This is a genomic window from Bacillus sp. DC4300-2b2 (assembly GCF_049895685.1).
Classification (GTDB): domain Bacteria; phylum Bacillota; class Bacilli; order Bacillales; family Bacillaceae; genus Bacillus; species Bacillus safensis.
Genome location: NZ_JAFCSW010000001.1, coordinates 512,002 through 525,100 on the forward strand (window position 1 = coordinate 512,002; position 13,099 = coordinate 525,100).

Here is a 13,099-nt window from a genome sequence, read left to right on the forward strand (position 1 = left end):
TCAAGTTTCATGAAAAGTCCTCTTTTTTATTTCATATAAACGTAAGCTAAATGTTCAGTTTTTTCAATGCAGATTTCACATTCATATACGTATTTAATTCACGGAAGTCCTCTCTCATTTCTCCCATTTTCATCGCAAGATTCGGTTTAATTCCTGTCACAATGAGTTCAGTACCCGTCATTAAAATCAAATCGTTCAGCTTAAAGATCGCATCAGCCACAAATGAATCCACTTCTAATAATCCGGACAGATCGACAATAAAATAATCATCCTTGGATTGAGAGATATAGGTGGAAACCGTTGAAATGATCTTATCAAATCTTGGTGCTGTTAATGTACCAATGATCGGTAACACAGAGATCCCATCTTTCACCGGAACGATTGGGACAGAAATATTCAGCACTTCATCAATTGATTGCTCAAGAAGCTCTTGCTGTTCCTTCTCTTTCGTGACATCCTTTTGCAGACCAACGAAATAAAGACGTTTCCCTTCATTTTCGTCAATCCAAAGAGGAGCGACACTTAACTCGTTCCAAAACATTTGTCCAGATTTTTTATAATTTTTCAGCTGAACAGTGACAGCCTCTTTGTTCTCAATGGCTGTTCTAATTTGTTTGAGAGCGATTTGTTCAGTTTCATCACCCTGAAGGAAACGACAATTCCTCCCTAATACTTCGGTTTCTTGATAGCCTGTCATATCTAAAAAGCCCTTGTTCACATATATTAAAGGATTATCAGGTAAAGACGGGTCCGTCACCGTCAGGCCAACCTGAGTATAGTCCAAGGCTTCCTTGATTAAATGCAGATTTTCGGACTTATAAGATTCCAGCGCCATTCGTTTACTCTCCTTATTTTCCTTACAAGCGGGTTATATTCTTAATTAAATTATATGATGTTCCACATCATGTGTAAATAGAAGTGGTTCTGAATTCCTCTTTTGTAGAATGCGCTTCATCCTATGTGATTTATACCGCGACATCTGATTCATCTATTTCAAAAGGTGCCGGATCATATGCGCCACACCATGTTCATCGTTTGATAACGTGACGTGATCAGCGATTTCTTTTATATCCTGCCTCGCATTCCCCATCGCAACCCCAACACCAGCAGCTCGAAGCATCGATTCATCATTTAAACTGTCTCCTACAGCCGCTGCCCTACTTAAAGGAATACCTAGTCTTTCTGCCAGCCTTGTTAATGCCTGCCCTTTAGACGCGTGCTTTGAACCAATTTCAAAGTTATGATCAGCCGAACTGACCAATGTTAAATCTAAATCATCACCAAACATATCCCATCCGGCTTTCAATCTGTCCTGAAAGAAAGAAAAACCTAAAATGTTGTAAAATGAAAGCTTTCGATCCTCACGAAACAATTCTTTATATGTATCAATATAAGAAAAACCAGACTGGCTATATTGAACTTCTGCCGCTTGCTTTAAGACATTTTGATCCGTTTCTGGATTTGCACTTTTTAAACGGTCCATTTCAATCGCAAGAAGCTCTCTGCCGCGATTCGGTGTGAAAATGGCTTCGTTTGTAAAGACTTCATAATAATAATCACGTTCTTCAAGCCATGACAATATGTGTTTAGCCTTTTCTTCTTGTAAAGCAGCTGAATGGTACACTTGTCCAGTTGGATCATGAATCACAGCTCCATTGGCACTAATCACCCATGTATTCATACCAAGCTGGTCAAAAATAGACCTCACATCAAAATACGCTCTTCCTGTTGAAACGACAACCTCAATTCCATTCGCAGCTGCTTCCTTTAATGCCTGCTCGTTTTCCTGACTCACTTTGTGTTCACTGTTCAATAAAGTGCCATCTAAATCCGTTGCGATTAATTGAATGTTTGTCATCATTCTCTCCTTTTTGTCTTTATTTTCAACCGATATACCGTTAACAAAATCCATCATCATTATGTAATGAGTATCCACTATTTGCAAGAGCTGATCGGTTAAACAGTGAATAAAAGGGTATCCGGCCACGCAATATGGCCGGATACACACAAAGGGGATTCACAAGGGGACACATGACCTATACAAAGAAGCATTGGTTCTATTACGCAGTGTTCATATGCACAAGGCAGCATCTATCAGCTTTAGCTAGAGGGGGCTGTCAGATGATAGACGTTACCCTTTGATTTCGGGACTTGCCTCCTTTCCTTTCAGCTACCCCTAGTCTACGGAGAAAGGCATGATGTGACAAAACATGAAAATAGCAAAATAGGCCTTCAAATTCTTTATATCCTCATTAATTTCTGTTTTTTACCGCTTGCGTATAAAACATCATCTTGTTTTGTTTGATGAAATACTTATTTTTCATAAATTGATAAAAAATATCTGAATGAATCCAATTACTAGAAGGCATGTGAATATAATCAGATCCGTCCCACGCAAACCAATAAAAACAAAGCCGTCCATCATGAACCGACAGCTGAAACTCAAAGCAGTCCATTTGATCCTCAGTGACATATTGAAACGTGAGTGACTCTCCTTCTTCCATATAGACATCACAAAATGAAAGAATGTCTCCCCACGAATAAACACGTATATCACTCTTTGCCTTCTCCTCGCCAATATGAATATTTCTCAATTGATAGGACTCCATAAAACATCTCCTTTCACTCATGTGCAGCTAGTTCTAAGCAGGCAGCGGTTTCATTTATACAGATGTTGTATGCTATAATAATACTTACGAATAATGAACGCTTGTGAGGTGATAAATATGAAAACCTTTAGGCTGATTGATTTAAAAATTGAACTTGATCCACAGCAAGATAAAATGTCCAGCATTCCCCTTCGTGACGGTTTAATCATTAATAAAGAAGACGGTGAAAATCACTGGATGATCGAGGCACTCATTCCAAAGAAACATAGACAGGTGTTTGAGGTACTCTTTCAGCAGCACACAGAAGTGAAGATTCTTGTAACGATCACTAAAGAAAACAACCGCCCTGTTCATCTATCTGTCCAAGTCAAAAACATCGTTGCCTTAGAAGAAAACATTTCTGTATTACTCGATGGTAAAATGATTACAAATCGTTACAGAACAGAAACTGAAGAAGTATTAAAAGACCTCGTCAAAGAGGGACTTTCAGGAGAAAAACTACTGGATGCTTTTAAACAAAACACATAAAAAAGAGCGGGATCAGCCGCTCTTAGATTGTTGACAAAGGGCTAAAATGAACTTGATTTTAGCCCTTTGTCTTCTTTTCAGCGTGTTTGAAAACCTTTGAAGTCTAGGAAGGGCGAGCACTGGAACGGAGCGAATTTAACATTCGTGAGTACCGGAGCGCAGACCTGACACCGAATGCAAGGGTTTGTCTACACGCTGAGAGCGGGATCAGCCGCTCTTTTTCTATTGCACATCTTTAGACTGGCTTTGATTTTTCAATAGATCTCTAATTTCAGTTAGCAGAACTTCCGTTTGATCCGGCGTTTCCACAACCTCTTCTTCCTCGACCTTTTTCCGTTTTAACTTATTCAAATAACGAATAAAGATAAAAATGGAAAACGAGATAATTAAGAAATCAACCACTGTTTGAATAAAATTTCCATATAAAATTTGAGCAGCTCCGATTTTAATGGATAAACCGCTAAAATCATGCCCTCCAATAATAATACCGACAAGCGGCATGATTAAATCATTCACAAGAGAAGTGACAATTTTGCCAAATGCTCCCCCAATGATGACACCTACAGCCAAGTCAATGACATTGCCCTTGACGGCAAACTCTCTAAATTCTTTCAGCATCCTTTATCACCTTCATCTTTTTTTGTCTAATATGACGTTTTTTTGTCAAAATTGCAAGTCCTTATCCGTTCTAACTGAACGTTGCTAAATAAAAAAGCGATTCATGCTTGATGAACCGCCAGGAAAATCATGATACTTTAGGACCGATAGAAAATGTCAAGTCTGCTTCACATGCAACTTCGCCATCTACTGTCGCTACTGCTTTTCCTTTTGCCACCGGCCCGCGGAGGCGCGTCACTTCAACCTCTAAACGAAGCTGGTCACCAGGCTTGACCTGTCTTTTGAAGCGGCAGCCGTCAATCCCTGCAAACAAACCGATTTTCCCTTTGTTTTCTTCCTTGCCTAACATAATCACACCAAAAACCTGTGCGAGTGCTTCTACAATAAGCACCCCCGGCATGACTGGGTATCCTGGGAAATGGCCATTAAAAAATTCTTCATTTACTGTGACATTTTTAATCCCAACCGCTCTTTTTTCTCCCTCAACCTCTAAAATACGGTCAACCAATAAGAATGGATAACGGTGTGGGATAATGTCTTGAATTTGCTGAGCATCAAGCATATCTTGATCTCTCCTTCTTTTCTATATCGCTGATCTTCATTTGATTCCTATAGAAGTATATTATGAATGCTGGCATTTTTCAATATTCACCTTACGTATATAGTAAAAAATGGAATCTACTATTACCAATTGTCATCAAATATAATCCACACTACACTCATTGTTTTTTCACAAATATGGTAATATATATTACATCATTGATTGAATAAGAGGGTAAAAATGAATTTTATGAGCGATAAATCCATAAAAAAACTTCTCCATTCCTGGTATACAATGCTGAAGCATCGACATTTTTCGAAGGCTGAAGAAATCAAAAAAACACTACTAAAATATAAACGTAAATTATCAAAAAAACAGGAGCTCTATTTCCATTATCAGCTGATGCTTTTTCGTCATCAGCTCTGGATGAATCAAACAGAGGACTTAGAAAAACTCAAACACGAACTGCTGCCACACAAAGATGAAATGAACGAAGAGCTGCAATATTATTTTTACTTTTTTCTCGGATTATATGAATCTTTAAAAAGTGATCAAAATGATGCGATTCATTATCTCGAAAAGGCAGAGGAACGACTGCCATTGCTTAACGATGAGCTGGAGGAAGCAGAGTTCCATTTCCGTACAAGCGGTGTTTATTATAACAACCGTTACTCGTTGTTATCGATTCGTCATGTTCAAAAAGCCATGGATATTTTTGCAAAGCACGAAGACATCCACAGCATCTATCGGTGTAAAATTGTACTCGCTCTTAACTATAGCGACCAAAAAAAATATGAGGAAGCAGAAGCTATTTTCATTGAGATTATTGATTACGTGAAAAAGATTGATGATCAAGAGCTGCTCGGTATCGTTTATTATGACGCTGGCTTTATTCAGTCGAGACAAAACCGTCACAAGGAAGCGCTAGAATACTTCAAAAAAGCGCTTCGTCTTCCAGCATACCGAAAGTCAGCACATTCCTATGTATCGTGCCTATACGAAACTGTGCGTTCCTGCTTTAAAGAAAATTTAACCGATGAAGGGATGAAGTATATTCAAAAAGGGCTGAAAGAAGCCGTTGCTTCCCAGTTTGATATTTTAAGAATGAAGTTTCAAATTTTATCTCTTCTCTACAGCCAAACGCCAAAGGCAGATGAGCAGATCGCCACGCTCGTCACATGTCTTGAACGAAAAGAAGCCTGGATTGATCTTGAGGACCTGCTTGCTGATGTCTCAGATTTTTATAAAAAAAAGGGCGACTTTGAGCGAGCCGCCTTTTTTATCATGAGAGGCTGATACCAGCCTGTTGATTATCGAATTGTATTAATTAATCCCAGCATTTGATCACCCATCGTGATTGTTCTTGAATTCATCTGATAGGATCGCTGTGTGGTCATGAGGTCTGTTAATTCTTTCGACATGTCCACATTTGACGTTTCCAGTGCACCTTGCTGAAGCTGAATCGCTTGGCGGTTTGCTCCATTTAGTGCTGTTAGTGCGCCTTGATAGGTTCCGTCGACTGAGAACAAATTATCTCCTTCAGAGACAAGTGCTGAAGAATTGTTGACTTGTACAACGCCTAGATTCACTTGCTGATTCGGTTGATTATCTCTTGAAATCGCCGTAAGCCGTCCATTTTTATCGATTGAAATATCACGGAAATTCGCATTTAAGACGATCGCATTCCCATTTTCATCAAGAATCGGATAGCCTTCGCTCGTGACAAGCTGTACTTGGTTACGGTTATTGCCCGGCTGTAAGTAAAGTGAACCATCTCTTGTATAACGGATATTACCGCCGGCGTTGACCTGCAAATACTGCGACGGCGCTCCGAATGCAACATCAAGATCACGTCCAGTTTCTTTAATTGAGCCTTGCAGCGAGTTAATGGACGCATTGACCATTGTCCCCGTACCAAGCCTTAACCCAGCAGGTGTCAGACGACTGTTTGCCACCTGCTCATTTTTTTCATCTACCTGGTTAAACTGCTGTCTGATCAGCTCTGAGAAACGGGTGTTTTTCGCGCGGTACCCTGTTGTCTCACTGTTCGCGATGTTGTTGCTGATGATGTCAAGCTGCTTTTGCACTTCATTCATCGAGACAGCTGCGTTTATCATCGTTCTAAGCATAAGTATCCTCCTTTCTTTTTCATTTCTTGATTAGTACACTCTTCCAATTTCATTCACTGCTTTTTCTAAGCTTTTATCATACGCCTGAACCACTTTTTGGTTTGTTTCAAATGCTCGGTAGGCCGTTGTCATATCTGTATATGATTTCGTCACATCGACGTTCGACAGCTCCGATACCCCTTGGCTTAACGTATAGGACATTTGACCGTTATTGACTGCACTTGGGAGGGGTTGATTATCAGCTGTACGATATAAATCATTTCCTTCACGCGCTAGGTTTCTTGTATCCATCGCAACTCGTACATCAATTTGACCAAGATTTTGGCCATTTTCAGTGACAGTACCATCTGCATTCACTTTGAAATTCTCACTCTGAACCGTAATCGGCTGACCCGTCACGGAAAGAAGAGCACGGCCATTAATGGTCAACTGTTTTTGTGCGTTCAATGTAATGGAGCTGCTTTTCGTATAACGAACGCCTTCTGGTGTGTTGACCGCATAAAATAGCGCTGATTTCTGATTGGTCTCCGGATTGATCGGCACATTATTTTCAACTAGTGCTACGTCTGTTGTTTGATCTGTTGTTTTTAAAGTTCCCTGTGTAAATTGAGGGATTAATTCCTGCATATATGTCCCAGTATTGATTCCACCAATCGGCGATTGCAGTGGAACACTAAAGCCTTTGCCTGAGGATGTTTGGAAACGTCCTGATTCCATTCGGCTCAGCAGCATTTCTGGAAATGCACGCATTGCCCCTTCATCTGCTTTATAGCCTGGCGTATTCGCATTTGCGATATTATTTGAAAGCATTTCTGTCCGCCGCTCTTGAGCGATCATGGCAGATGTTGCGGTGTATAGTCCTTTTAACACGTGCTCACCTCATTCAAATTCTTTCACATGACCTAAACACAATCTTCTATGAAATATATCGGCTAATTAGCAGGGTTCTTTAATAAAAATCCCCCATTCTTTCTAAAAAGAATGAGGGAAACCATTAGCTGAGTTTACGCTTTGGCAGCTTGTCCATATTATCAAGCATCACGCCAGTACCAACTGCTACACAGTCCATTGGATTTTCAGCAACGAAAACCGGTACTTTCAGCTCTTCAGCAAGCAATTGATCAAGCCCGTTTAGAAGAGCTCCGCCACCTGTAATGATGACGCCGCGATCGATAATATCAGCTGATAATTCAGGCGGTGTTCTCTCAAGAACTTGTTTCGCAGCCTGAACAATCGCAGATACAGATTCACGCAATGCTTCTTCTACTTCTTTGCTTGTGACGGTAATCGTTCTTGGTAATCCTGTCACCATGTCTCGACCACGAATTGAAATCTCTTCGTGACGTGCGTCTGGGAATACCGTTGCAACTTGGATCTTAATATCCTCAGCCGTGCGCTCACCGATCAACAGCTTGTACTCTTTTTTAATGTAGTTTAGAATTTCCAGATCAAATTTGTCTCCAGCCATTTTAATAGAAGAGGCGGTTACAATGTCACCCATTGAGATGACAGCGATATCTGTCGTTCCGCCTCCAATATCTACGACCATGTTTCCACTTGGCTGAAAAATATCCATACCAGCACCAATGGCTGCTACTTTTGGCTCTTCTTCAAGAAATACATGCTTACCACCGCTTTTTTCAGCAGCTTCTTTGATCGCCTTCTGCTCAACAGATGTAATGTTTGTCGGGCAGCAGATGAGCATACGCGGCTTAGAGAATAGCCCTTTCACATTTAATTTGTTAATAAAATGCTTGAGCATCGCTTCAGTTACTTCAAAATCAGCAATTACGCCATCTTTTAATGGACGAATCGCAACAATATTCCCAGGCGTACGTCCAACCATACGTCTAGCCTCTTCTCCAACAGCCAAAACTTTCCCGCTGTTTTTGTCAAGAGCTACCACAGATGGTTCATTTAACACAATTCCTTTTCCTTTGACATGAATCAGTACATTGGCAGTACCAAGATCAATTCCAATATCCCTAGCAAACATCTATATATATCCTCCTTGAAAATCTGTTTCCATAGCAAATACCACATTCTGCCCTAATTATATATTCTATCATAATTTGCAGAAAAAAAGATATTTCTTTACAAAAGTCTTTACAAAATTTGTGGTTAGAAACTACCGATATGAGGAAGATATATATATCATGTTTATGAACAAAGAACTAAGCTTACTGTTTCACAGGCTCGCCTTCTAAAATTTCTTCTTTTTTATACTTTAACTTGGTGGCTTCTCCTCCTCGCAAGTGGCGGATTGATTTATGATAATCCAGTATCTCCTTCACTTCATTAGCCAGATCTGGATTAATTTCTGGCAGTCTTTCTGTTAGATCCTTGTGTACAGTACTTTTAGAGACTCCAAATTCTTTCGCAATAACACGAACGGTTTTCTTTGTCTCCACGATATACTTTCCTATCTTGATTGTTCGCTCTTTGATGTAATCGTGCACACCACTCGACCTCCCTAAAATGGATGTGAGAAGTGTGAAATGAGATCCGTATGAAGATTATCCATTTTCAGCGGCGCTTGTTCGTCGTAATTTCTCATCCATTAGGTAGTAAATGCCAAACACGATCCCTCACCTCAAACACTCTCTTTGTCAGGTTTGTAACAGTGTATTAGCATTGAATAGGGAATATGCTAAAAATGAAGATGGGACAAGGGATTTATCAGAAAAGGCTAAACAAAAAATCATTTCGGGGCGCGAAAATTTTCACTTTACAAGAAAGGGTTCAGCACGTAAAATAGAAAAGGTGAATTTATTTACCTAGCTAAATATTTAAAAAAGGTGAGCATATGGATACGTTAAATAGAGAGTGTTTACATCAAATACATCAAGGCGCACGACTGCTGTCTAAAAAGGCGAACGAAGCGCTTGCTGCTTATGACTTGTACATGTCCCAGTGGACTGTGCTTTTTTGTTTGGATACATTCGGCCCGAAAACCCAAAAAGATATCTGGACATATTTGAACGTCGAAGCACCGACAATCACCAGAACCGTCACTCGTTTAGAAGCAAACGGCTGGGTGAAACGTGTACAAGGAAAAGACAAACGTGAGAATCTGATCGTGATGACAGATGATGCAAAAGCCCGATTTGAAGAAATCAAACGCACGATGGAACAATTTGAAGAAGAATGTCTTTCAGATTTTACCTACGAAGAAAAACAACTCCTCCATACACTTTTACACAAATTATCTACTGAATAGGAAGTGACATACATCATGAACGAACGTATTTGGACAAAAGACTTTATTATGATTGTCCTGGTGAATTTATTTACGTTCACCTCTTTTTATGCCCTTTTGACATTACTGCCCATTTACACAATGGATGAACTAAATGGAACAGAATCACAGGGCGGTCTGCTTGTGACGGTCTTCTTATTATCTGCAATTGTGACAAGACCTTTCTCGGGCGCCATTATTGAGAAATTTGGCAAAAAACAGATGGCGATTTTCTCTTCTACGGCCTTTGCCTTACTCACTTATTTATACATCCCGATTGATCAATTCCAAACGCTTCTTATACTGCGTTTCGTACAAGGGATCTTTTTTAGTATTTTGACGACAGTAGCCAGTGCCATTGCGGCTGATATGATCCCGAAACATAAACGCGGGGAAGGACTCGGATACTTTGTGATGTCCATGAACCTCGCTGTTGTCATCGGTCCATTTATCGCACTGAATCAAGTAGGAAAAATAGGATTTCATTCCTTATTTCTTCTCTTTTCCATTATCGTAACAATCGGAGCCGCTTTTACAATGCTGATTAGACAGCCAGAGCCTGAAAACGGTGGAAGTATCGTCTTCCGATTCACGTTTTCTCACCTGTTTGAAAAAGGCGCATTAAAAACAGCGGCCGTCGGCATCATTATTTCCTTCTGTTATTCGCCGATTATTTCATTTATTTCAGTCTATGCCAATTCACTCCATTTGATGGGTGCAAGCAGTTATTTCTTTATTGTGTTTGCGGCCGCAATGCTTGGATCACGTCCATTTACAGGCAGACTTTTTGACCGGGTTGGAGCTCACATTGTGATCTATCCTTCGATTGCCCTTTTTGCTATTGGTTTATGGATGCTGACTGCGACACATTCAGCCACAATGCTTCTTCTATCAGGCGCTGTGATTGGACTTGGCTACGGATCGCTCGTGCCATGTTTACAAACACTTGCGATTCAGCACTCACCAGCTCACCGTACAGGATATGCGACGGCCACTTTCTTCACCCTGTATGATACGGGTATTGCTGCTGGCTCATTTGTCTTTGGACTCCTTGTCAGCTTCACAGACTTTTCAAATGTGTACCTCATTGCGGGTATTGTGGTCTTACTAAGTATGGGCGTTTTTTATTGGAGCGAACGAAAACCCCAGGAAGCAAAAGCACAAAAGGTCTCCCTTTCAGAATAAAAGGATACTATTTTAAACTTCACCGGAAACATGCTAAAATATAGGATATTTCAAATAGAGCATACAGGCTTTTTTGAAAAATAGTTGGCACTAAGCGAAAGTATAGGTGATGTTTTGAATTACGAATTGTTTAAAGTCATACACGGGATGGCTCACCATTCTGAGTTTTTAGATCAGGCCATGATATTCATTACGAAAAAGGCCATTCTTGTGTATGCCCTTGTCTTATTGATTTGCTGGTTTTTAGGGAATCACAAATTTAAGAAGCATGTCTTCTTTTCCGGTGTAACAGGCATTGCAGCACTTATCGTCAACTTCGCCATTACATTGTTTCATTATGAAGAGCGGCCGTTTGTGGCGCATAAAGTCGACACACTCATCCCGCACTCAGCAGACGCTTCCTTCCCAAGTGACCATACAACAGGTGCACTGGCTCTATCATTAGCCATTCGATCCCGTAATAAAAAGCTCGGCAACATCTTGCTCGTCTTTGGATTACTCACAGGATTCTCCCGCATCTGGGTTGGTCATCATTATCCATTTGATGTTTTAGGCAGCTTGGTCGTATCGATTGTGGTTGTCTTTATCATGAATAAATTATGGAAGTTCTTTGACTCTCCTATTGATCGTATCGTGACATTTTACGAGACAATTGTGGGGAAAATTTTCAGAAGGAAGACAAAGGATCAGGGCTCAGACCTGTCCAACTCTTAAGCGGCCTTGCGATAACGTGATGAAGATTCTTCTCTCACTTATCGTGCCGCTTTTTTTATTGGCTGTCTCCCTCTAACCATACTTGAAAAATAAAGGCTGACACCAATGCCAATAAGAGAAATGATGATCAACGTCCAGCCTAATTGCGCAAAATGAGAACCAGCAATTTCATCCCCAAACAGCATACCAAGCACAGCAGACGACAGAATAGAACCAAGGTAGCGGCATGTTTGAAAAAGTCCAGAGGACGTGCCAATCATTTGCTGAGGACTTGCCTTGAGCATCGCAGCTTGAAGCGCAACATTCCCAATTCCATAACTGAGCCCAAGCAGCGCTAGAACCAATCCTTTCCCCCATAATGGTGAAGGAATAAAAAAGAAAGTCATTGCAGACGCTCCAGCCAGCATTAATACTGCACTTGCTAAAACTGGATGGCGTTCATCCCCGCGATCTACCCACTTTCCTGTCAGAGGCGACACAATAATGCTCACTCCTGACATACACAGCATAAAAAGACCCGTCATCTCCACACGCCAGCCTAACTCATCTTGAAAATAACTCGGCAAACCAAAAAAGAGACAATAGAAAAAGATATTTAAGATGATAAATTGCACATACACAAGTGACAGCCGCTGCTCTTCTCTGAACATCCGAATTTGAATAAACGGTTCATCCACCTGATACTCCCACCAGATAAAAGCGCCTGCACTCAGGAGACAAAGAATGCCTTGAACATATTGAATGCCATTACCGAGTGATAATAAAAATGAAAGCAGGAGAACAATGCAGACAGTAAATAGAAGCATTCCTGGCAAATCGAGTGTTCGCACGGTCTCGCCTATGCGCAGCTTTCTCTTCTTCTGCTCCTTCGGAAACAGCAATAGACCGAGAAAGAAACTGATCAAAATAAACGGCAGATTCACTAAAAAGATAGCCGGCCAGCCGCCAATGGTCATCAAAAATCCGCCAAGCGTCGGCCCAAGTGCCGTCATCGCTGAAGCAAAAATGGATAATACCGCTAACGCAGAAGCCTGTTTTTCTTGAATATGATCCCGAATGAGTCCGACCCCAGAGGGATAAATGGCACTGCTTCCAATCGCCTGTAACAGACGGATCACAATCAGCACCGCAAACGTCGGAGCAAACGGCGCGCAGATGGCTGAGACTGCGACAAGAACGAGACCGAATAAAAATAAGGTTCTCCGGCTCATGACATGATCCCCAATCCGGCCGCTTACCGGCTGCGTCACTGCACTAGCTAAATAAAAAGAAGAAATAAGCCAAGATACAGTCGTAAACGACAAACCGAATTCATGCTGAATTTGATGCAAGGCTAAAGCAATCATTGATGAATTCAACGGATTCAACATCGTTCCAAAGGCAATAGCGGTTAAAAAAACTTTTCGATTGTCTTTCCACTTGTGCATACACTACTCCTCTTTCTGGCATGTTCTTTGCCCATCCTCCCGTTATTATGAGATTCAATTCCCTTTTTTACCCTGATCAAATCGAGTTCTCTCTCGGAAAAGCTAGACAT

General features: G+C 40.8%; 15 protein-coding genes. 5 read left to right on the forward strand and 10 right to left on the reverse strand.

Translation table 11 applies throughout. The annotated features are described in order from the left end of the window. Positions 1–46: 46 nt before the first annotated feature. From ACP69X_RS02625 to ACP69X_RS02635, 3 genes are all read right to left on the reverse strand, one after another. The gene (locus tag ACP69X_RS02625; protein ID WP_041087908.1) at positions 47–835 is read right to left on the reverse strand and encodes a PAS domain-containing protein; all 789 of its coding nucleotides are present in this window, start codon (positions 833–835) and stop codon (positions 47–49) included. Positions 836–988: 153 nt separating this feature from the next. Further along, a complete protein-coding gene (locus ACP69X_RS02630) occupies positions 989–1,849 on the reverse strand; it encodes a Cof-type HAD-IIB family hydrolase (RefSeq protein ID WP_235354827.1) in 861 nt (286 codons plus the stop codon). Positions 1,850–2,252: 403 nt separating this feature from the next. Next, positions 2,253–2,609: a hypothetical protein gene (locus ACP69X_RS02635; RefSeq protein ID WP_041087904.1), complete on the reverse strand. Its 357-nt coding sequence runs from the start codon at positions 2,607–2,609 to the stop codon at positions 2,253–2,255. Positions 2,610–2,726: 117 nt separating this feature from the next. Here ACP69X_RS02635 and ACP69X_RS02640 point away from each other — a divergent pair, with 117 nt between their 5' ends. After that, positions 2,727–3,137: a YwpF-like family protein gene (locus ACP69X_RS02640; RefSeq protein WP_024423692.1), complete on the forward strand. Its 411-nt coding sequence runs from the start codon at positions 2,727–2,729 to the stop codon at positions 3,135–3,137. Positions 3,138–3,359: 222 nt separating this feature from the next. On the opposite strand, the gene mscL is transcribed toward ACP69X_RS02640, so the two are convergent. Next, the gene (gene mscL / locus ACP69X_RS02645) at positions 3,360–3,755 is read right to left on the reverse strand and encodes a large conductance mechanosensitive channel protein MscL (RefSeq protein WP_024423693.1); all 396 of its coding nucleotides are present in this window, start codon (positions 3,753–3,755) and stop codon (positions 3,360–3,362) included. A 127-nt stretch (positions 3,756–3,882) separates the two neighbouring features. Next, the gene (fabZ, locus tag ACP69X_RS02650; RefSeq protein WP_041087902.1) at positions 3,883–4,317 is read right to left on the reverse strand and encodes a 3-hydroxyacyl-ACP dehydratase FabZ; all 435 of its coding nucleotides are present in this window, start codon (positions 4,315–4,317) and stop codon (positions 3,883–3,885) included. 219 nt (positions 4,318–4,536) lie between these two features. On the opposite strand from fabZ, the gene ACP69X_RS02655 reads away from it, so the two are divergent. Next, entirely contained in the window at positions 4,537–5,592 is a 1,056-nt protein-coding gene (locus ACP69X_RS02655; protein WP_305960510.1) for a tetratricopeptide repeat protein, read from the forward strand. Positions 5,593–5,606: 14 nt separating this feature from the next. Here ACP69X_RS02655 and ACP69X_RS02660 read toward each other — a convergent pair whose 3' ends face one another. The 4 genes from ACP69X_RS02660 to spoIIID all read right to left on the reverse strand — a co-directional run bounded on the left by ACP69X_RS02660 (position 5,607) and on the right by spoIIID (position 8,884). After that, on the reverse strand, positions 5,607–6,425 hold the full coding sequence (locus ACP69X_RS02660; protein ID WP_269102694.1) for a flagellar hook-basal body protein: 819 nt from the start codon (positions 6,423–6,425) through the stop codon (positions 5,607–5,609). A gap of 30 nt (positions 6,426–6,455) precedes the next feature. Continuing rightward, on the reverse strand, positions 6,456–7,295 hold the full coding sequence (locus ACP69X_RS02665; protein WP_305960511.1) for a flagellar hook-basal body protein: 840 nt from the start codon (positions 7,293–7,295) through the stop codon (positions 6,456–6,458). 124 nt (positions 7,296–7,419) lie between these two features. After that, on the reverse strand, positions 7,420–8,421 hold the full coding sequence (gene mbl / locus ACP69X_RS02670; protein ID WP_007497573.1) for a cell shape-determining protein Mbl: 1,002 nt from the start codon (positions 8,419–8,421) through the stop codon (positions 7,420–7,422). Positions 8,422–8,605: 184 nt separating this feature from the next. After that, positions 8,606–8,884, reverse strand: coding sequence for a sporulation transcriptional regulator SpoIIID (gene spoIIID / locus ACP69X_RS02675; RefSeq protein ID WP_008343327.1), 279 nt, complete (start codon positions 8,882–8,884; stop codon positions 8,606–8,608). A 347-nt stretch (positions 8,885–9,231) separates the two neighbouring features. On the opposite strand from spoIIID, the gene ACP69X_RS02680 reads away from it, so the two are divergent. From ACP69X_RS02680 to ACP69X_RS02690, 3 genes are all read left to right on the forward strand, one after another. Next, positions 9,232–9,645 carry a MarR family winged helix-turn-helix transcriptional regulator gene (locus tag ACP69X_RS02680; RefSeq protein WP_024423697.1) on the forward strand — a complete coding sequence of 138 codons (414 nt, stop codon included), beginning with the start codon at positions 9,232–9,234 and terminating at the stop codon, positions 9,643–9,645. Positions 9,646–9,660: 15 nt separating this feature from the next. Beyond that, on the forward strand, positions 9,661–10,848 hold the full coding sequence (locus ACP69X_RS02685; protein WP_073978883.1) for an MFS transporter: 1,188 nt from the start codon (positions 9,661–9,663) through the stop codon (positions 10,846–10,848). Positions 10,849–10,962: 114 nt separating this feature from the next. Then, positions 10,963–11,562, forward strand: coding sequence for an undecaprenyl-diphosphatase (locus tag ACP69X_RS02690; RefSeq protein ID WP_024423699.1), 600 nt, complete (start codon positions 10,963–10,965; stop codon positions 11,560–11,562). Between the two features lie 38 nt (positions 11,563–11,600). Here the strand turns inward: ACP69X_RS02690 and ACP69X_RS02695 are convergent, their stop codons facing one another. Next, entirely contained in the window at positions 11,601–12,989 is a 1,389-nt protein-coding gene (locus tag ACP69X_RS02695) for an MFS transporter (protein ID WP_073978882.1), read from the reverse strand. Positions 12,990–13,099: the final 110 nt, after the last annotated feature.

What these genes read in the sequence shown, in the direction of transcription:
- ACP69X_RS02625 (WP_041087908.1), bottom strand. Translation starts at nt 835, where the DNA reads ATGGCGCTGGAATCTTATAAGTCCGAAAATCTGCATTTAATCAAGGAA.
- ACP69X_RS02635 (WP_041087904.1), bottom strand. Translation starts at nt 2,609, where the DNA reads ATGGAGTCCTATCAATTGAGAAATATTCATATTGGCGAGGAGAAGGCA.
- ACP69X_RS02640 (WP_024423692.1), top strand. Translation starts at nt 2,727, where the DNA reads ATGAAAACCTTTAGGCTGATTGATTTAAAAATTGAACTTGATCCACAG.
- mscL (WP_024423693.1), bottom strand. Translation starts at nt 3,755, where the DNA reads ATGCTGAAAGAATTTAGAGAGTTTGCCGTCAAGGGCAATGTCATTGAC.
- fabZ (WP_041087902.1), bottom strand. Translation starts at nt 4,317, where the DNA reads ATGCTTGATGCTCAGCAAATTCAAGACATTATCCCACACCGTTATCCA.
- ACP69X_RS02655 (WP_305960510.1), top strand. Translation starts at nt 4,537, where the DNA reads ATGAATTTTATGAGCGATAAATCCATAAAAAAACTTCTCCATTCCTGG.
- ACP69X_RS02660 (WP_269102694.1), bottom strand. Translation starts at nt 6,425, where the DNA reads ATGCTTAGAACGATGATAAACGCAGCTGTCTCGATGAATGAAGTGCAA.
- mbl (WP_007497573.1), bottom strand. Translation starts at nt 8,421, where the DNA reads ATGTTTGCTAGGGATATTGGAATTGATCTTGGTACTGCCAATGTACTG.
- ACP69X_RS02680 (WP_024423697.1), top strand. Translation starts at nt 9,232, where the DNA reads ATGGATACGTTAAATAGAGAGTGTTTACATCAAATACATCAAGGCGCA.
- ACP69X_RS02685 (WP_073978883.1), top strand. Translation starts at nt 9,661, where the DNA reads ATGAACGAACGTATTTGGACAAAAGACTTTATTATGATTGTCCTGGTG.
- ACP69X_RS02695 (WP_073978882.1), bottom strand. Translation starts at nt 12,989, where the DNA reads ATGCACAAGTGGAAAGACAATCGAAAAGTTTTTTTAACCGCTATTGCC.